The sequence below is a fragment of the Eudoraea sp. genome (assembly GCF_049665975.1).
GTDB lineage: Bacteria > Bacteroidota > Bacteroidia > Flavobacteriales > Flavobacteriaceae > Eudoraea.
The window spans coordinates 1-20,306 of sequence record NZ_JBATGR010000303.1; the positions used below are offsets into that span (position 1 = coordinate 1).

Genomic DNA, 20,306 nt, shown 5'->3' on the forward strand with positions numbered 1-20,306 from the left:
CATTTATTTAGTCTTGAAGTTAAAGTACAAGCGGGAATTACCTCCTTCGTCGGTGAGTCCCCACTCAAACATTTTGAGAATGGAAAACCAATCATTACATGATTGTTTTTTACTTCTCAAGCTTTGGCTCAACCAAGGTTGGCCAAGCTCTTAAAGTAAAAAACCATAGTTTTCACTATGGTTTTTTATTCATCTGTACTCGAGGCGGGACTTGAACCCGCACGGCCTAATGGCCATTGGATTTTAAGTCCAACGTGTCTACCAATTCCACCACTCGAGCCTAACTACCTAGATAGTGGCTGCCTGAACACGGGCAGCACGTGGTGCTTAATTTGAGCGAAAAACGGGATTCGAACCCGCGACCTCCACCTTGGCAAGGTGGCGCTCTACCAACTGAGCTATTTTCGCGTTTATGGAAAATAGCCAGTAACAAGTCGAGTGCTAATTACCAGGGCAATGTGGCGCTCAACTCCCGATAACTATCGGGAAGCTATTTTCGCGAGTTTTAAAGAACGTCGCATCCAAAAAATGGACGCGGAGGCAAATTTAATACAATTCTATAAAAAGCAAAGAACTTTTGTTCAAAAAGAATGGGTAGTTTATTAATAATGATAAAATAATTTTAAACCGGAAATTCTTTAGGTAGATTTTGTATTAATAGCGGCAATGAATCAGGAAGTAGCTTTTTTGTTTTTGCTGAGCATCCGTTTAATTTCATTGAGCTTCATCAAAGCTTCTACAGGAGTTAAGGTGTTGATATCTAAATGCAATAATTCTTCCTTAATTCGCTCCAGCAAGGGGTCATCCAGGTTAAAAAAACTAAGTTGCATTTCATTTTGTACCGTCTGTAAATTATCAGTGAGCTCTTCACTGGAATGTGATTTTTCCAATTTTTTTAAGATCTTTTCTGCCTTGCGGACAACCTGTTGCGGCATCCCCGCCATTTTGGCCACATAAATCCCAAAACTGTGTTCACTCCCCCCGGGAACTAGTTTCCTTAAAAATAATACCGTATCCTTTAACTCTTTAACAGCTACATTATAATTCTTAATCCGCTCAAAAGTTGCAGCCATTTCATTGAGTTCATGATAGTGCGTTGCAAAAAGGGTTTTGGCTCTGGACGGGTGTTCATGCAGGTATTCAGAGATGGCCCAGGCAATAGAAATGCCGTCATAGGTACTGGTACCCCTTCCAATTTCATCCAATAATATCAAACTCCTTTCAGAAAGGTTGTTAAGGATGGATGCCGTTTCATTCATTTCAACCATAAAGGTAGATTCTCCCAACGAAATATTATCGCTGGCACCAACCCGGGTAAATATCTTGTCAACATAACCAATCTGAGCTGCTTCGGCAGGAACAAAACTTCCCATCTGTGCCAACAAAACAATTAGTGCAGTTTGTCTTAATATAGCCGATTTACCACTCATGTTAGGCCCGGTTATCATAATAATTTGCTGTGATTCCCTGTTTAAAATTAAATCATTGGGAATATATGATTCGCCTAAAGGGAGTTGCCTTTCTATTACAGGATGCCGGCCATTTTTAATAGATATTTGAGTGCTGTCGTTTAAAGATGGAGCCACATAGTTGTTTTCTATGGCTAATTGTGTGAAACCACAAAGGCAATCAAGTTTAGCAATCTGACGGGCATTCTTCTGTACCGGAGAAATATATTCCTGAAGCCATACAATCAATTGGGAGAATAATTGTTGTTCTAAACTTAAAATACGTTCCTCAGCCCCTAATATCTTAGCTTCATATTCCTTAAGTTCTTCGGTAATATAACGTTCTGCATTTACCAGAGTTTGTTTACGAATCCAATCTTCAGGTACCTTATCCTTATGGGTATTCCGCACTTCAATATAGTAACCAAAAACATTATTGGAGGCAATTTTCAGAGAAGAAATCCCGGTTCGTTCCGTTTCCCTTTTCAGCATCTGATCCAGGTGGTCCTTTCCTTTAAAGGCCAGGTCCTTCAGCTCATCCAGCTCCACGGAATATCCTTTTGCAATAACATTGCCTTTGAGAACATTTACAGGGGCATCTTCCTGCAATAGTTTTTTTATTTTTTCACGAACGGTACTGCAAGTATCTAACTGATCTCCTATCAAACGTAAGGAATCGTTTTCACTTTTAGAAATTAATTGTTTGATGGGAACAATGGCTTCCAAAGAATTTTTTAATTGTACCGTTTCCCTCGGATTCACTTTACCGGTAGCAACTTTGGAAATCAGACGTTCCAGATCAGCTATATGTTTAATCCCATACTGTAATTTTTCCAGCTCTTCTTCATTTTCCTTCAGATAGGAAATTACCTCATGTCTGCGCCGTATCCTTTCAATATTTTTTAGGGGAAGTGCCAGCCAGCGCTTTAGCATTCTCCCTCCCATAGGGGAAATAGTCTTATCAATAACGTCTATTAAGGTTACAGCGTTTTCATTGTGTGAATGGTACAATTCCAGGTTTTTAATGGTAAACCTATCCATCCAGATATATTCTTCTTCTGCTACTCTTTGTATCTTACTGATATGCTGCAATTGACTGTGCCTTGTATCTGATAGATAATGCATAACTACTCCCGAGGCAATTATACCATACTTTAGCTGAGCTACACCAAAACCTTTTAAAGTAGCGGTTTTAAAATGGTTGGTAAGTGTCTCAAGAGCATAATCTTCCTGAAAGATCCAGTCTTCCACAAAAAAGGTATGGAAACTCGTGCCAAAAGATTCTGTAAAATCTGTCTTGTGCGATTTGGAAACCAATACTTCATTTGGGGCAAAATTCTGTAAAAGTTTATCGATTTGTTCCAAGCTGCCCTCTGCAATAAGGAATTCACCCGTAGAGATATCCAAAAAGGAAACGCCATGTATATTTTTTCCAAAATGAACAGCGCAAAGAAAATTATTGGATTTAGCACTTAGGATATCATCATTCAAAGCCACCCCGGGGGTAACTAATTCAGTAACCCCGCGTTTAACAATGGTCTTGGTTAATTTAGGATCTTCCAATTGATCACAAATGGCAACACGTTGGCCTGCCTTAACCAGTTTAGGCAGATAGGTGTTAAGGGAGTGGTGCGGAAAACCCGCCAATTCTGTCTTTTCACCCCCATTATTTCTATGTGTGAGCACTATCCCTAAAATTCCTGCTGCTTTTACTGCATCTTCCCCAAAAGTTTCATAAAAATCACCAACCCTGAATAGCAGAAGTGCATCAGGATATTTTGTCTTGATGGTGTTATATTGCCTCATCAGAGGCGTTTCTTTCTTTATGTTACCGGAATTGGCCAAAGTTGTTTATTCTCCTATTTTTGTGAACCAGAGAGTAAACGAAAATACTATTTTTACAGGGGATTGTCACTCCTTGTTAATATTTTCGGATAACTTAATATAGCTTATTTTAAACAAAGGCTAAATCAGCAGATTAAATTCGCCATTGATAAAAATTAATTTAAAAATCTGCATTAGTAAAACCTAACTTATTTATGCGCAAACTGAAAAACAGTGAATTAGACCGCCTGGATATTGATCAGTTCAAGAGTGTTTCAAAAACACCTCTGGTTCTTGTTTTGGACAATATTAGGAGTTTAAACAATATTGGCTCCGTCTTCAGAACTGCCGATGCTTTCTTGATTGAAAAGATTTATTTATGTGGCATAACTGCTACTCCGCCACACAAGGATATTCACAAAACAGCTTTAGGGGCTACGGAGAGCGTGGCCTGGGAGTATAAAAAGAACACCGTAGATTTAATTGCGGAACTTCAGAAAGACTGCGTTTGTTTAGCAGTAGAGCAAACAGAAAATGCCACTCCGCTTAATCACTTTATACCTCAAATTTCAAATAAATACGCTCTGGTTTTTGGAAATGAAGTAAAAGGGGTTTCACAGGAAGTAGTGGATAGTTGCCAGGGTGTTTTGGAAATACCTCAGTACGGTACTAAACATTCTTTAAATATATCTGTAAGTGCCGGAGTAGTTATTTGGGACCTCTGGTCCAAACTTCAACGTGTTTCAGAAAAGAATTAAATTTTATCGAGTATCTGGACTTTAAATAGGCAGAAAATAAAAACCCCGACATAAATGTCAGGGTTTTTGGATATATAGTTTGAGTTAGTTAGTTTCTCAAAAATTGAGGTGCAATAAAGTAATTCCTTTTCAACTACGCAAGAAAATTGCCAAATATGTGTTAATTATTTTATCCTATACTTAAAAATTGGTCTTAAATAAAGGCCTTAGTCTGTAAGTGCCTGCTCCAGAATTTTATCTATTATCAATTCGTAATCTGCTTTATTTGCAACAAAATCGAGATCATCAATATTAATGATCAAGCTTTTTCGGTGTGGAAAACCTTTTAAAAAATCAAGATAGCCCCTATTAATTTTCTCCAGGTATTCTTTGTTTATTCCTTGTTCATAATCCCGACCTCTTTTTTTAATGTTTTCCAACAAACGTTCGGTTCTCTGGTAAAGGAAGATATAGATATCCGGTTTTTTTACTTCATTATACATAAAATTAAACATTTTACGATAGAGCTTAAATTCTTCTTTTTGCAGGGTTATTTGAGCAAAAATCAGGGATTTGTAGATGTCATAATCACTTACCATAAAATTCTTAAAAAGATCAAATTGGGTGGTGTCATCTGTAAACTGTTGGTATCTGTCTGCCAAAAAAGACATTTCCAATGGGAAGGCATACCTGCTTTGATCTTTGTAGAATTTGGGTAAGAACGGATTATCAGCGAAACGTTCCAATACCAGCTTTGCATTATGATCGCTCGCTATTTTCGTGGCAAGTGTGGTCTTACCTGCACCTATATTACCTTCAATTGCCACCAGATGTAGTTGAGATAGGAGTAACTCCCTGCTGGAATATAACTTATGCGTGGTTTGATTTAAGCTACTCTTGTCTTTACATTCCTGCAACAAATTCCTGGTATCCTTGCCTAATACAGGATGATAAAATTGGGGAGCAATATCTGCCAGGGGTTTTAGAACAAATCGTCTTAAATGCAAATGGGGGTGGGGTATTGTAAGCTCATCTGTTTTAATTATTTCGGAACCATAATACAACAGATCTATATCAATATTTCTGGATTGATAACCCTCTCCCGGAACACGTTTCCTACCCATTTCCCGTTCAACTTTCAGTATTATGCTCAATATTTCTGCAGGAGTGCAATTAGTTTCGAGAGACAAACATGCATTCATAAAGTCTTCTCCCTCAAATCCCCAGGAAGGACTCTTATATACCCCGGATATTTCAAGAATAATTCCCAGCTCTTTTTGTAAAAGGAGAACGGCCCGCTGCAAATTGAAAAGTTTGTTCCCAAGGTTGCTTCCAAGCGAAAGATATATAGTTTTAGCTTCCTTCATATTATGTAAACAAAGGTAAGTCAGATGACAACCAAATTACAATAAAGAGATTCTATTTATTAATTACTTAATGCTTCTTTTCCTAAGATTCAATTGTGTTTAAGTAAAAAATAAGTAGATTGTATCATCCTAAGTTTGGTTATCTTTGGGGTGAAATAATTAATGTATTGTATGAAATTTTTAAGAAACCTTCTGGCCGCAATCATAGGCACTCTGATAGCATTCGGTATCATGTTCTTCATGTTTGTCATTTTTGTGAGTCTGGTAAACACAGAAGAAAGTGTATCCGTAAAGAAGAATTCCGTTTTGGAATTACAAATGAAATACCCTATTAATGACTATACGGGGAATAATGAAGGGGATCCTTTCGATATTCTTTTTGATAAGTCGCAGGGATTAGATCAAATTCTGCACGCAATAAAAGTGGCAAAAGAGGATGATAATATTAAGGGGATCAGTATTAATAACAATTATATTACAGCTGGAATTTCTACTACTCAGGCCATAAGAAAAGCCTTGTTGGATTTTAAGGAAAGTGGAAAATTTATATATGCCTTCGGGGATTATTATTTTCAGAAAGATTACTACCTGGCCAGCGTTGCAGATAGTATATTTCTTAACCCTGTAGGAGCAATGGATTTTAAAGGACTTTCTGCCGAAGTTCTGTATTTTAAGGATTTACAGGATAAGACCGGGGTAAAAATGGAAGTGATAAGACATGGTAAATACAAGAGCGCAGTTGAGCCTTTTTTATCTAATGAAATGAGTGAGGATAACAGAACTCAGATTAAAGCGCTTATGAGTTCTATTTGGAATTCAATTGTTTCTGAAATTTCAATAGATAGGTCAATTACGATGGAGGACATAAATATAATAGCAGATACTCTGGGGGGCAGAAAACCGGAATATGCGAAAGCTTCCGGATTACTAGACGACATTGTTTATTTCGATGAATACGAAAACCGTTTAAAAAAGGCCTTGGGTATTAGCAAGGAGGATAAACTCAACTCTATCTCACTGGAAGATTATACAAAGATTTCGCGTAAAAAGAAATTGCGAAATGGTAAAGATAAAATAGCGATCATTTTTGCTCAGGGGAATATACTCTATGGAGAAGGAGGTCCGAATGTTATTGGACAGGGCATAATGAATAAGGCGATTATTAAAGCCAGAGATGATGAATCGGTCAAGGCAATTGTTCTGCGGGTAAATTCTCCAGGAGGGAGTGCACTTGTATCAGACATTATTTGGCGTGAAATTGAGATGGCAAAGGAGAAAAAACCAGTAGTCGTATCAATGGGAGATGTTGCGGCCTCAGGAGGTTATTATATTTCCGCAGGAGCGAATAAAATATTTGCTGAACCCACCACTATTACCGGATCTATTGGAGTTTTTGGAACTATTCCAAATATTAGTGAACTGGCAGGTAATATTGGCATTAATGCTGAACAGGTAGGGACCAATAAGAATTCTGTTGATTATTCTTTGTTTGAACCAATGACAGATGAATTTAGAGGTTTTGTAAAAGAAGGCATTGAAACAACTTATCAGACTTTTCTAAGTAAAGTATCTGAGGGTCGCAATATTACAATGGCTCAGGCAGATAGTCTGGCCCAGGGGAGAGTTTGGAGTGGCACCGAAGCAAAAGAATTAGGACTGGTAGATGAATTGGGAGGTCTTGAAGATGCAATTGAAGCTGCCGCTTTACTGGCAAATGTGGATTCTTATTCCATCAAAAAATATCCTAGATATAAAACCAGTTTGGAAAGATTTATGGAAGATTTTGGAGGTGCAAGTATTCTTAATAAAGAACATTTGATCCAAGAAGAAATGGGTGTTGAATTTTACGAAGTTTATAAGGAAGTCAAGTCTGCAATGGAACAAAAAGGAATTCAGGCACGATTGCCGTTTACCTTAACCATTAAATAACTTAATGATAGCCAAAGATAGAAAACTGGCATATCGTATTTATATATACCTGGGGGCACTTTTTATCACCTCCCTTGTGGTTTCCAATTTAATTTTCCAAAAATTCTTTTTTTGGTATCCTTTTGGAGATGTAACTGTTTTTGGAGCACCATTATTTGAAATTTCCGTTGGGGTATTACCTTATCCTATTACTTTTTTAATAACAGACCTTATATCAGAAATATTTGGAAGGAAAAAAGCGAATCAGATTGTTACGACTGGTATTTTTGCTTCTTTTTTTTCCATGGGAATCATCTTGATTTCAAATTTGGTACCGGCAATTCCTTCCTCACCTGTGGATGATGAAGTTTTTAGTAGTGTTTTCGCATTGTCTCCCCTAGCTGTTTTGGCTTCAATGCTGGCCTATCTCTGTGCACAATATGTAGACATTGCTATCTATCATTTTTGGAAACGTCTAACAAAAGGCAAATATTTATGGCTTCGTAACAATTTTTCTACTTTCTTATCTCAGATTATTGACACCACAACCGTGGTTGGACTGCTTTGCATTTTTGGGGTAATTCCCTGGAAGATGTTCCAGGGGTTGATTATTAGTGGTGTTATTTTTAAAATTTTTATAGCTTTTCTGGACACCCCTTTTCTCTATTTGTTCGTATATATCTTCCGGAGGAGATTTAATCTTGCTGTGGGTGAAGAAATAAACCTGGATACCCAGAACTGATTAGTTGAATTGAATCTAAAGTTTGTCCTGTGCATTGACCCGCTTTTTTAATTTTTATCTTTTCGACGAAAGGTATACTAATACTCACTTTTTTAAGTTCTAAACGGATTGAGCTTCAAATATTATGAAAAAGAAAATTATAAAAATTGCCGGCCTGCTTCTGTTACTAGTTCTTGGTGTTCTGGTTGCTGTACCATTTTTCCTGGAGGCTAAGATTGGCGACCTGATTAAAAACAATGTTAATAAGAACATTAATGCCACCTTGGATTTCTCCCAAGTTAATCTAAGTCTGCTGCGGAGCTTTCCCAAGGCGGAACTTCGATTTCAGGATTTGTATTTGTTAACTAGAGGTCCGTTTGAAGGTGATACCCTTTTTAAGTCCAAATCTATTTCTTTAGAAATGGGGATTAAAGAACTATTAAAAGGCGCCGGTGAACCAATAGCAATAAATAGTCTGGTTTTTGACGAAGCAGTATTGAAGCTCAAAACAGATATGCAGCAAAATGCAAATTACGAGATAGCCAAAGAGGAGGAGACAAAGTCTGAAGTTGATACGGAATCTGCTGGTTTTACTTTTGGTCTGGAATCTTTTCGGCTAATGAATTCTGAAATAAGCTATGAAGACTTAAATTCCGGGATACTTCTTAAAGTGAAAGATATTGAGCACAAAGGCAAAGGAGATCTTTCTTTGGAAATAAGTGAATTAGAAACGCAAACCAGTGCTCTTGTATCATTTGAATTAGACAGCACTCGCTATCTTGATAATACAAAGGTTATGTTGGATGCGTTAATAGGAGTTGATCTTAAAACCAATACTTATTCATTTTTAAAGAATGAAGGCTTTATAAATAAGCTTCCTCTGGTGTTTGAGGGATTTGTCAGGAATTTTGATGATAAACAGGAAATAGCCATTAAATTTAAAACTCCTTCATCAGAATTTGATAATTTTTTAGCAGTTATTCCGGAAGTCTATGCTAAAAATATAAAGGATGTCCAAACCACAGGAATTTTCAATATAGAAGGAGAGATGGCCGGTATTATGGATGATGAACATATCCCGGAATTTAATATTAAGATTGATGCAAGGAATGCGTCCGTTAAGTATCCCGATTTGCCAAAGGCAATAAAGAATATCAATATGGACCTTAGTATTAAAAATACTTCAGGCCTTGCTGAGGATACTTATATTGATATTACAAAGGCATCCTTCGCAATAGAAAATGACCGTTTTGAATTAAGCTCAATGCTTACAGAATTATTAGGTAATACGAAAGTTCGTTCGCATATAGTATGCAATATGAATCTTGCAAATATTTCCAAGGCATACCCTATGCCTGAGGCAATAGATTTAAAAGGCTTGCTCAATGCCGATATAAATACCTCTTTTGATATGGAATCTATTGATAAAAAGCGGTATGAAAATACAGCACTAAACGGTTATTTAAGGGTAGATGAATTAAGATACAATTCTAATAATTTATCTGGACCTCTTACAATTCATGATGCAAGTATGGAATTTTCACCAGCCAGGGTACTGCTTAATAATATGAATGGACAGCTTGGAAAAACAGATTTTAAAATTGACGGAACCATTAAGAACCTACTGGGTTTTTTGTTTAATGATGAGAAAGTAACAGGTAGTTTCAAAATGAATTCTGATACTTTTGATCTGGGCGATTTTATGTCACAGGAAGATATTGAGGAACCAGGAAAAGATAAAACTGCATTAAACCAGGAAAACAAAGAAATGGCAGCGGAAAAAATACAAATCCCTGCTTTTCTCGATTGCACCGTAGACGCCCGAGCAAATTCTGTTATTTATGACAACTTAATTTTGAGAAATGTAAAGGGGCAATTAAAAATTTTTGATCAACAGGCAATCCTTTCCAATTTCCAGTCATCATTATACAATGGAACCCTTAATTTAAATGGATTTACAAGTACAAAAGGAGAAATACCTAGTTTTTCAATGCAAGTTGATATGAGCAGTGTAAACTTGGAAGATACGTTTAAGAATGTAGAACTTTTTAGGGTATTGGCCCCTATGGCTGCTGCTCTGGAAGGGAAGCTTAATTCCGTTATAGAAATATCAGGAAACCTGAATGATGATTTCACTCCAGATCTGAATACAATTTCCGGGAACGTACTTGCAGAAGCGTTAGCAGTTAAACTGAATCCTGAAAATGCTAAAATTTTGAACAGCTTAAATTCCCGGCTAAATTTTATTGAAGCGGACAAATTCAATCTAAAGACTTTAAAAACCGCTCTTTCATTCAAAGATGGAACTGTTAATGTTAAACCATTTACCATTAAATATGAGGATATCGCTATTACCGTGGATGGTAGTCATTCATTTGATAAGAAGTTGAACTATGATTTAAATATCGAGGTTCCCAGAAAGTATTTAGGCAAAGAGCTTAATTCGCTTATCGCACAGATTAACGAAAAAGAACTGGAGAATTTAACGCTCCCGGTTAAGGCAACTGTTGGCGGATTTTATGACGCACCAATAATTAATACTGACCTCACAACGGGAATTAAAGACCTAACTTCAAGATTAATTGCTGTGCAAAAACAAAAATTGATTAATAAGGGTTCTGAGAAGGCAGGAGAATTGCTCGGAGGTCTTTTATCGTCCAAGGACAATAAAAAGGATTCTTTGAGTGGGGAGCGTGCAGAAAATGTAAAATTAAATGATGTGCTCGGTGATGTACTGACAAACCAGTCAAAAAAGGAAGACACGGCAACCTTAACTAAGGACTCGTTGGCAAAAGAAGATCCCATGACCACCACAGCTAAAGGAATTCTGGGAGGAATTTTAGGTGGGAAGAAAAAAAATTCAAGTATTTCGAAGAAAGAGAAGGATACAATTAACTAATACCAAGGGAAACGTACAGACCTTCATTACCCCTAATATTGAACACCGTATTATCCTCAAAAATTAAATATTGCCCCTTTATTCCTATTAGAGCACCTTTAAACTCTCTGGTCTTTTCGAGATTAAGGCTTTTCACTTTTACCGGATATTGTAGTACTGGAAACTCCATATGGGTTTCCTGATTTTTTTCTATATAATATGCAGAAGCTTCTTCGGGGATGTATTTAATTAACTTATTTCGCCATTCTACCAAATCTACATCTTCAATGGTATTTGTTAGCATTTTTCGCCAATTGGTTTTGTCGCTAACATGTTCTTTTAAGGCTACTTCTGTTATACCGGCCAGATAGCGATTGGGAACCTCAACAATTTCAATGGCCTCATGTGCACCCTGATCGATCCATCTTGTGGGGATCTGTGATTTCCGTGTAACACCTACCTTAACATTGCTGGAATTAGCCAGGTAAACGATATGAGGCTGTAATTGCACTTTTTTTTCATATTCTAAATCTCGGTCTTCCTTATTTAAATGAGCAACACTGAGTTCTGGTCTCATTATCCAGGCACCGGCGGAAGGAGTTTCAAAAAAACAATTTTGACAATAACCTTGCCTAAAAATTGGCCTGTCTTCTTTACAATTCAGGCATTGGTATTTTATAAAATTAAACTGTAATTCTTTACCCAATATCTGATTGACATTTAAAAAGTCATCATTAAATATCAAATAATACTGAATAGGTTGGCCTATTTCAGATTGCATTTTGCGCAATACACCCTCGTAACGCATGAATGGTGATTTTTGTTAAAAATTCATTTGAAAATACTAACTTTAGCAGTTAGGTTTAAACCGCTAAAGATACCCAAAAATGCCAATACCTTTATTTAATTCTATAGCTTCATGGCTTTTAAAAAAGCGCTATCATCAGATAGAACTTTTTCTTAAGTACCCTGGCGAAGTACAGGAGGAAGTATTGTTTCAGTTATTGGGAATTGCCGAAGACACAAAGATTGGCAGGAAGCATGAATTTAATTCAATTACGAGCTATAAGACTTTTTCTGAACGTATTCCTATTGTTTCCTATGAGGAAATAGAACCTTTAATAGAGCGTACAAGAAGAGGGGAACAAAACATCTTCTGGCCAACTAACATTAAGTGGTTTGCAAAAAGCAGCGGTACAACTAATGCAAAAAGTAAATTTATTCCCGTAAGTGCTGAGGCTTTGGAGGATTGTCATTATAAATCGGGAAAGGACTTATTATGCCTCTATTTAAACAATAATGAGAATTCTCAGTTATTTACAGGTAAAAGTCTTCGCTTAGGAGGTAGCAAAGAGTTATATGAAGATAACGGTACATTTTTTGGGGATCTTTCAGCTATTTTAATAGATAACATGCCTTTTTGGGCAGAACTAAGTAGTACACCAAGCAGCAAAGTTTCTCTTATGGGCGAATGGGAAACTAAAATGAGTGCCATTATACAGGAAAGCATACATGAAAATGTTACCAGTTTGGTTGGTGTTCCATCCTGGATGTTAGTTCTGTTAAATAAAGTATTGGAAGAAACGGGTAAGAAGGACTTGTTAGAGGTATGGGAAAATCTGGAAGTATATTTCCATGGCGGAGTAAGTTTTAATCCTTATCTGGAACAATACAATAATCTACTCCCAGGGAAAAGTTTTAACTATTATGAGATTTACAATGCGTCTGAAGGGTTTTTTGCCATTCAGGACAGGAATAATGCAGATGATTTATTATTAATGCTTGATTATGGCATTTTTTACGAGTTCATTCCGATGGAAGTCTATGGGCTTCCAGATCAAAAAGTGCTTCCACTATGGGAGGTGGAGGTTAATAAGAACTACGCCATTATAATTACTACAAATTCCGGACTTTGGCGATATAAAATTGGGGATACCATTCGTTTTACTTCTACCAATCCATATAGGATAAAGATTACAGGCAGGACCAAACACCATATAAATGTTTTCGGGGAGGAACTTATTATAGAAAATGCAGAAGAGGCACTTAAAAATAGTTGTCAAAAGACTGGTGCTGAAATAATAGATTATACGGCGGCTCCTGTCTTTATGTCTCGAAATGAAAAAGGGACACACGAATGGATAATAGAATTTCGAAAAGCTCCGGAAGAAATTCAATACTTTACAGAAGTATTGGACAACGCCCTTAAATCATTAAATTCTGATTATGAGGCCAAGAGATACAATAGTATGACTTTAGAAATGCCTAAAGTTCATATAGCCAGAAAAAACCTTTTCTATGACTGGTTAAATTCTAAAGGAAAATTGGGTGGCCAACATAAAATTCCGCGATTGTCTAATGAAAGAGTCTATGTAGATGAATTATTGGAAATGAATAGCTAGAAAAAATTAATTAATTCAACTATTCTTACTTCAGATTACCTTTGATTAGGCTACTATATCGATGAAATGCACCAAGTAAACCAAAAAATGCTGGAAATAAGCCAAAAATGGCCAAATTGTTGGTCCTAACTTAACCCGTTTATTAATAAACAGTACTTTTATGGCAGAACGATTGGTAGTTTTATCAGACATGTGGGGTGCGAAAAAGGGCCTTTGGATTACTTCATATTTAGGCTATTTGCAACAATATTTTGATATTGTTTTCTATGATATCCGTCAACTTTCCGATGTAAATCTTATAAGTAATACAGCTGAAGATGTCTATGAGGCTTTTATTAATGGCGGTATGAATACGGCATTGGCTCAGCTTTTAGTTAAAGAAAGAGAAGCAAGTCATTACCTTACCTTTTGTGCCGGGGGTACTATTGCCTGGAAAGCTGCTTTATGTGGGTTGCCAATGAAATCATTAACAGCAATCTCTCCATTGAATATTCATTTACTAAGGGAAAAACCAGATTGTAAGATTAATTTGCTTTTTGGAGAATATCAAGAGGATAAACCCACCCCTGAATGGTTGTCTGAAATGGATGTGAATATGGAAATCATGCCTAAATTCGGCAAAGATTTATATAGTGACGACAAAGTAATCCAAAAAGTATGTATGGATTTACTGGATGCCTTATTAAAAAATAAGCTGAGTTTTAAGAAACGGCCTTTAGTTTCTTGATGGTTTCATAGGATAACTTATTCTCTGCATAAGGTTTTGTAACCTTAAATTCTGTTTCATCACTACTGGGAAGCTCAAACATTGCATCCGTAAAAACAGCTTCACACAAGGATCTTAAACCTCTGGCTCCTAACTTGTAATCAATAGCTTTTTCCACTATATAATCTAATGCCTGTTCAGTTATTTTAAAACTAATGCCGTCCATAGCAAATAATTTTTCATACTGTTTAATGATGGCATTTTTTGGTTCAGTTAATATAGCTCTTAAAGTTTTTTCATCCAGAGGATTCATATGTGTAAGGACAGGGAGTCTTCCAATTATTTCAGGAATAAGTCCAAATTCTTTCAGATCTCTTGGTATTATATATTGTAGTACGTTGGCATTATCCAAACTTTCTTCTTTTTTTGCAGCACTGTAACCAATGGCCTGCATATTCAACCGCTTAGTTATTATCCGCTCTATTCCATCAAAAGCACCCCCAGCGATAAACAGGATATTTTCTGTATTTACTTCTATAAATTTTTGATCGGGATGTTTTCTTCCGCCTTTGGGAGGCACATTAACCATTGTTCCCTCCAGTAATTTAAGCAATCCCTGTTGTACACCTTCCCCGGAAACGTCTCGTGTAATAGAAGGATTATCACTTTTACGTGCTATTTTGTCGAGCTCATCAATAAAAACAATGCCTCTCTCCGCTTTTTCTAGATTGTAATCCGCAGCCTGTAAAAGCCTGGTTAGGATACTTTCTACATCTTCACCAACATATCCCGCCTCTGTTAATACGGTAGCGTCCACGATGGCCAATGGTACATTAAGCATTCTGGAAATCGTTTTGGCCATTAATGTTTTGCCTGTCCCGGTTTGACCCACCATCACAATATTACTCTTTTGAATCTCTATATCGTCATCTTTGGAATGGGGCTGTAAAAGCCTTTTATAGTGATTATAAACCGCTACAGATAATACTTTTTTTGTACGTTCCTGACCAATTACGTAGGTGTCTAAGAAACCTTTTATCTCAATAGGTTTTTTTAAGATAAGTTCGGAAGACAGGTCGTCATTTTTAGATTGCTTGGATTCTTCAGCAACAATTCCGTGTGCCTGTTCTATACATCTATCGCAAATATGTGCATCCAAACCTGCAATCAATAGATTGGTCTCAGGTTTTTTTCTTCCACAAAAAGAACATTCCAGGTTTTCCTTAGCCATAACTTTAACTAGATTTCTAATCAATAACGAAACAAAAGTAATTTTGGTTCATTAAAATAAGCCCTTAACAGCTTAAATATGAGTATTTCGTCGAAATTAATCCTTATCCCTTTCTAAAATTTCGTCAATCATACCATAGTCTTTGGCTTCTTGAGCTTTCATCCAATAATCCCGATCGCTATCTTCATAAACTTTATCAAATTTTTGACCAGAATGTTTAGATATAATGTGGTATAATTCATCCTTAATTTTAAGTACTTCAATGGCAGCAATCTCTATATCACTTGCTTGTCCCTGGGCTCCGGACATCGGTTGATGTATCATTACCCGTGAATGCGTTAAACCACTGCGTTTGCCTTTTTCTCCCGCGCATAGAAGAACAGCAGCCATAGATGCTGCCATTCCCGTGCAAATTGTAGCTACATCCGGTTTAATAAATTGCATGGTATCATAGATCCCAAGCCCGGCATAGACACTTCCTCCCGGTGAGTTAATGTAAATCTGAATATCTTTAGAGGAATCTGCACTGGCCAGAAAAAGTAATTGTGCCTGTACGATATTGGCTACCTGGTCATTAATTCCAGTTCCTAAAAAAATGATACGGTCCATCATAAGTCTTGAGAAAACGTCCATTGCAATTGCGTTCAATTGCCTTTCCTCAATAATGTTTGGTGTCATGTTCACCGGATACATACTGCTTATAATACGCTCGTAGTACATGCTATTGATGCCTTGGTCCTTGATGGCGTAATTTTGAAATTCTTTTCCGAAATCCATATTTAATATGATATTTTTAAATAAAAAAAAGGTGCCGAAATTACTGCTTTCGGCACCGTAAAGATACTTAATTTATTTTTTAATTTTAACCGTAAACCTCTTTCACGAAATTATCATAGGTAACTTCTTTTTTCTTCAAATTGGCCTTCTCTTTATAAAGTGAAATTAGTTTTTGGCTCATTAGCTGCTCAGATAGTCTTTTTACTTCATCCTGATTACTCAAAACTCTGGTAGCAATATTGTCTAATTCATCTTCCTGCGGATTTAACTGTCCGTATTGCGCCATTTGAGATTTAATAAAGCCTTTGGCAAACTCTTTTAATTCGTCAAATTGTATTTCAATGCCGTTATCCTTAATAATTTTCCCCTCAATTAATTGATAACGCAGTCCTTTTTCAGACTTCTCATATTCATCATTGGCCTCCTCTTCGGAAAGTGATTTTTCCCCTGTGGTCTGGATCCATTTTTTAAGGAATCCGGATGGAAGATCAAATTTTATGGTTTCAATAAGCCGTTCCGTAACATCATTCAATAGTTTCTGATCTGCCTGTTGTTCAAATTGTTTCTCCGAATCTTCTTTTATTCTTTCTCTGAGTTCTTTCTCTGAAGTAATGGCATCTTTACCAAAAAGTTTATCAAACAATTCCTGATCTAAATTCGCAGACTCCCTTTCATTGATTTCTTCTATAGTAAAACTTACTTCAATATTCAGTTTTTCTGCCTTTTCCTTTTGAATTCCCAAAGCTCCGGATAACAAATAGTCTTCTTTAAAAAGGCCTTTGGTTTTCAAAACTATAGTGTCACCAACTTTTTTCCCGCGAAGACCGTCTATAGCCTTTTTACTTTTCACTTTAGACATTTCAAGGTTAGACTTATGATCTATTTCCTCTTCTTCATTTCTAAAAGTGCCTGTAATTTCATCGTTCTTGCTAACTTCAGACTTACTAATCAGTTTTCCGTATTGTTTTCTTATACGGTCAATCTGCTCATCAATCATTTTCTTGTCAGCTACAATTTTATAATGAGTAATCGCTTTTTTTGTCTTTAGTGCTACTTCAAAATTGGGAGCGAGGCCTAATTCAAATTCAAAAGAAAAATCTTCTGCTTCCCAATTAAAATTATCCTGTTGTTTTGGAAGTGGATTTCCAAGGACATCTAGTTTTTCTTCGGTTAGATATTTATTAAGGTTATCCTGTAAAAGTTTATTTACTTCATCCACCAATACGGCTTTACCATATTGTTTCTTTATTAATCCCATAGGAACCTGACCTTTCCTAAAACCTGGAATGTTCGCCTGTTTTTTATAATCCTTTAGAATTTTATCTACCTTGTCACTATAGTCATCTTTCGTTATTGCGACTTTTACAATAGCATTTAACTCGTCTATCTGCTCTTTCTGAATATTCATCGATATCTCTAATTTGCTTTCTAAAATGGGTTGCAAAAATAGGATATTTTATAAACAGGAACAAGTTTTTAAATAGCTGATTATCAAATCCTGAATCAGGAATTTTTATCCTCCTTTAAAAATGAGAAAAAGATAGATTCAAGGAAGGTTAATAGGAGACTAAACAATAACGCCCACCAAATAGAATCAACAGTAAACCCGGAGACAAACCTGTCTGCCAGCAATATAATCAGTGCGTTAATAATTAGTAAGAATAGGCCTAATGTTAATATGGTTATGGGCAAGGTAAGGATTACCAAAATAGGTTTAACAATAAAATTTAGAAGGCCTAAGACTATAGCCACAATGATCGCTGTCGTATAGGAGTCTACTCCAACACCAGGCAATATATTTGCCAGTATTATCACCGCAAGAGCACTCAATAAAATTCTAATAATAAGTTTCATTTGGTCAGGTCTTAAGCATTTATTAAAATGGCGCCATAATTCATTGACATTTATAAAAGTAGTTATATTTTTTTATAAATAATATTAAGACTTTCAAAATTCAAAAGGTCAATGCCAGGTAGGTTAGCCCCTTTTTTTATGAATTCAGAAAAATCATAGATTTTTCAATAAACTGTTGTGGGTTTTCGGCATGTAACCAATGCCCTGCATCATCAATGGTTTCAAGCTCTGCTTTCGGAAAATGATGCTTAATTTCAGAAAGATCTTCAGTAGTAATGTACTCTGATTTGCTGCCCCTGAAAAATAAGGTTGGGCCGGCAAAGTATTCTGTATGACCAAGGGATTCCCCAATTTCTTCCATTTTTTGCGCCAGGACATCGAGATTAAAACGAAAGGCTAATTTTCCTTTTTCTATCCAATGAAGGTTTTTTAATAAAAACTGCCTTATTCCCCAATCATGCAGGTGCTCCGCAAGCAGAAAATCGGCCTGACTTCGAGAGGAAATTTCTTCCATACGCAGTGTTTTTAAGGCATCAATAATATATTGATGATGAGGGGGATAGAATTTTGGAGCAATGTCGGCAATTATTAATTTATCAACTAAATCCTGATACGTACAAGCAAAGGTCATTGCCGTTTTACCGCCCATAGAATGACCAAGGATACAAGCACTTGAAAACTTAAAATGGTTAAAATAGTGATTTAAATCTTCAGCAAGTATGGTATAATTAAACTCCTCTGACCAGAAGCTCTTACCATGATTTCGTTGATCTATAAGATGAACTTCATAACCATTTTGTGCATATTGGGTACCCAGCGTTTTCCAATTATCGGACATTCCTAAAAAGCCGTGTAATATCAGCAGGGGTTTGCCTTTGCCTATAATATTTGAATGAAGTAAAGTCATTATTTCAATCGGTGTAAATACATGTTAATTACATTTTCCAGGCCCAGATAAAGCGATTCACAAATTAGCGCATGCCCAATGGATACTTCAAGCAGATTAGAGATATTTTCTTTAAAATACTTTATATTTTTGAGACTTAAATCGTGTCCGGCATTTAAACCCAGACCTAGTTCATGTGCAACATTAGCCGCATCAATGAAAGGTTGAATTCCAAGCTTGCTACCAGATTCATAGCCCTTCGCATACTGTTCCGTATAGAGCTCAATTCTGTCGGCACCAGTTTTGGCAGCACCGTTAACCATCCTTATTTCGGGATCTACAAATATTGAGGTTCGAATATTTTGTTCTTTAAAAACCCCAATGACTTCTTTTAAAAAGTCTTTATGAGTTACCGTATCCCAGCCGGCATTTGAGGTAATAGCATTAATTGAGTCGGGAACCAGGGTGACCTGAGCCGGTTGAACTTCCAGTACTAAATCAATAAATTTATCAATTGGATTCCCCTCAATATTCAATTCAGTAGTTACTACTTCCCCGAGCTTACGAGCATCCTCATATTTAATGTGTCTTTCATCTGGTCGGGGATGAATAGTTATTCCTTGCGCACCAAAATCTTCTATATCGGCAACTACTTTTATTAGATTTGGGACATTCCCACCTCTTGAATTTCTCAGAGTAGCTATTTTGTTAACATTAACACTAAGTTTTGTCATTTTACGATATTTATATTTTCCAGGGCTCAAAAATACAAATAAGGCATACCTTTTGATGTTTAAAATTAGTATTTTGCGTAAGATTTTAATGACATGCAGATTCAATCCCATATAATTACGACAATTCCAATTTTTAATTTGGAGGACGCACTTAATGAGGTTATTAACTTTTTTAAGCATTCCACCTATTCACATGTGGCGATAGTTGAGAATGGCTTTTTTTTGGGAGTCTTATCAGAAAATGATCTTGAAACCTTTGAGAGTGACAAAAAAATTGAAGACTACAAATATAATCTTGAATCCTTTTTTGCATTAAAAAGTACTTCATGGCTCGATGTTCTTGAAAAATTCGCCAGGAGCGAATGTAACTTGTTGCCAGTGTTGGACGACGAAAAACAGGTAATAGGTTATTATGACCTTAATGATATTGTTGGTGTTTTTATAGATACGCCTTTCTTTACAGAACCGGGAGGAATTCTAGTGTTGGCAAAAGGCATTAAAGACTATTCTTTTAGTGAAATATCGCAGATAATTGAAAGTAATAACACCAAATTACTCGGAGCATTTATTACTGATATTCGAAATGATGTCATTCAGATTACAATGAAAATCAGCACTGGTAATTTTAGTGAAGTAGTACAAACCTTCCGACGATACAATTATAATATACTCTTTGGTAATAAGGACGATCAGTTTATTGAGAATTTAAAAGAAAGATCGGATTATCTTGATAAATATCTTAATGTTTAAATTCTATGTGGGGAAGTTTTCTGAAAAAGGTGATTTTGCCCCCATTGTCCTCCCCAATTAAAGGCTAATTACATAAACCATTC

Annotated in this window: 16 protein-coding genes and 2 tRNA genes; 7 read left to right on the forward strand and 11 right to left on the reverse strand. The window is 36.2% G+C overall.

Annotated features, from left to right (window positions below; translation table 11 throughout):
• Positions 1-196: 196 nt before the first annotated feature.
• From WBN20_RS10690 to mutS, 3 genes are all read right to left on the reverse strand, one after another.
• Positions 197-280, reverse strand: a tRNA-Leu gene (locus WBN20_RS10690).
• 55 nt (positions 281-335) lie between these two features.
• A tRNA-Gly gene (locus WBN20_RS10695) sits at positions 336-408 on the reverse strand.
• Positions 409-671: 263 nt separating this feature from the next.
• Positions 672-3,254, reverse strand: coding sequence for a DNA mismatch repair protein MutS (mutS, locus tag WBN20_RS10700; RefSeq protein WP_424272408.1), 2,583 nt, complete (start codon positions 3,252-3,254; stop codon positions 672-674).
• 233 nt (positions 3,255-3,487) lie between these two features.
• On the opposite strand from mutS, the gene WBN20_RS10705 reads away from it, so the two are divergent.
• Positions 3,488-4,030 (forward strand): RNA methyltransferase, encoded by a 543-nt coding sequence (locus WBN20_RS10705; RefSeq protein ID WP_424272409.1) that lies wholly within the window; start codon positions 3,488-3,490, stop codon positions 4,028-4,030.
• A 206-nt stretch (positions 4,031-4,236) separates the two neighbouring features.
• On the opposite strand, the gene folK is transcribed toward WBN20_RS10705, so the two are convergent.
• A complete protein-coding gene (gene folK, locus WBN20_RS10710) occupies positions 4,237-5,376 on the reverse strand; it encodes a 2-amino-4-hydroxy-6-hydroxymethyldihydropteridine diphosphokinase (RefSeq protein ID WP_424272410.1) in 1,140 nt (379 codons plus the stop codon).
• A gap of 171 nt (positions 5,377-5,547) precedes the next feature.
• On the opposite strand from folK, the gene sppA reads away from it, so the two are divergent.
• From sppA to WBN20_RS10725, 3 genes are all read left to right on the forward strand, one after another.
• Positions 5,548-7,305: a signal peptide peptidase SppA gene (gene sppA / locus WBN20_RS10715; protein ID WP_424281669.1), complete on the forward strand. Its 1,758-nt coding sequence runs from the start codon at positions 5,548-5,550 to the stop codon at positions 7,303-7,305.
• 4 nt (positions 7,306-7,309) lie between these two features.
• The gene (locus tag WBN20_RS10720) at positions 7,310-8,026 is read left to right on the forward strand and encodes a queuosine precursor transporter (protein WP_424281670.1); all 717 of its coding nucleotides are present in this window, start codon (positions 7,310-7,312) and stop codon (positions 8,024-8,026) included.
• A gap of 124 nt (positions 8,027-8,150) precedes the next feature.
• Complete coding sequence (locus WBN20_RS10725) at positions 8,151-10,904, forward strand: AsmA-like C-terminal region-containing protein (RefSeq protein WP_424281671.1); 2,754 nt, start codon at positions 8,151-8,153, stop codon at positions 10,902-10,904.
• Here WBN20_RS10725 and WBN20_RS10730 read toward each other — a convergent pair.
• A complete protein-coding gene (locus WBN20_RS10730; RefSeq protein ID WP_424281672.1) occupies positions 10,897-11,691 on the reverse strand; it encodes a DUF2797 domain-containing protein in 795 nt (264 codons plus the stop codon). The two genes, WBN20_RS10725 and WBN20_RS10730, sit on opposite strands and share 8 nt — an antisense overlap.
• Before the next feature lie 79 nt (positions 11,692-11,770).
• On the opposite strand from WBN20_RS10730, the gene WBN20_RS10735 reads away from it, so the two are divergent.
• Together WBN20_RS10735 and WBN20_RS10740 are read left to right on the forward strand one after the other, a co-directional pair.
• Positions 11,771-13,285 carry a GH3 auxin-responsive promoter family protein gene (locus WBN20_RS10735; RefSeq protein ID WP_424281673.1) on the forward strand — a complete coding sequence of 505 codons (1,515 nt, stop codon included), beginning with the start codon at positions 11,771-11,773 and terminating at the stop codon, positions 13,283-13,285.
• Positions 13,286-13,445: 160 nt separating this feature from the next.
• Positions 13,446-14,012, forward strand: coding sequence for a hypothetical protein (locus WBN20_RS10740; RefSeq protein WP_424271185.1), 567 nt, complete (start codon positions 13,446-13,448; stop codon positions 14,010-14,012).
• Here the strand turns inward: WBN20_RS10740 and clpX are convergent.
• The 6 genes from clpX to WBN20_RS10770 all read right to left on the reverse strand — a co-directional run bounded on the left by clpX (position 13,987) and on the right by WBN20_RS10770 (position 19,473).
• Positions 13,987-15,222, reverse strand: coding sequence for an ATP-dependent Clp protease ATP-binding subunit ClpX (gene clpX, locus WBN20_RS10745; RefSeq protein WP_424281674.1), 1,236 nt, complete (start codon positions 15,220-15,222; stop codon positions 13,987-13,989). The two genes, WBN20_RS10740 and clpX, sit on opposite strands and share 26 nt — an antisense overlap.
• A gap of 96 nt (positions 15,223-15,318) precedes the next feature.
• Entirely contained in the window at positions 15,319-15,999 is a 681-nt protein-coding gene (gene clpP / locus WBN20_RS10750; protein WP_424271183.1) for an ATP-dependent Clp endopeptidase proteolytic subunit ClpP, read from the reverse strand.
• A gap of 85 nt (positions 16,000-16,084) precedes the next feature.
• Complete coding sequence (gene tig, locus WBN20_RS10755) at positions 16,085-17,407, reverse strand: trigger factor (protein WP_424281675.1); 1,323 nt, start codon at positions 17,405-17,407, stop codon at positions 16,085-16,087.
• A 95-nt stretch (positions 17,408-17,502) separates the two neighbouring features.
• On the reverse strand, positions 17,503-17,853 hold the full coding sequence (locus tag WBN20_RS10760; protein WP_424271181.1) for a phage holin family protein: 351 nt from the start codon (positions 17,851-17,853) through the stop codon (positions 17,503-17,505).
• Positions 17,854-17,989: 136 nt separating this feature from the next.
• A complete protein-coding gene (locus tag WBN20_RS10765; protein WP_424281676.1) occupies positions 17,990-18,760 on the reverse strand; it encodes an alpha/beta fold hydrolase in 771 nt (256 codons plus the stop codon).
• A complete protein-coding gene (locus WBN20_RS10770) occupies positions 18,760-19,473 on the reverse strand; it encodes a pyridoxine 5'-phosphate synthase (RefSeq protein WP_424274278.1) in 714 nt (237 codons plus the stop codon). Before WBN20_RS10770 ends, WBN20_RS10765 begins: the two co-directional genes overlap by 1 nt.
• A 93-nt stretch (positions 19,474-19,566) precedes the next feature.
• Between WBN20_RS10770 and WBN20_RS10775 the strand changes: the two genes are divergently transcribed.
• The gene (locus WBN20_RS10775; protein ID WP_424281677.1) at positions 19,567-20,223 is read left to right on the forward strand and encodes a CBS domain-containing protein; all 657 of its coding nucleotides are present in this window, start codon (positions 19,567-19,569) and stop codon (positions 20,221-20,223) included.
• The last annotated feature ends 83 nt before the right edge of the window (positions 20,224-20,306 follow it).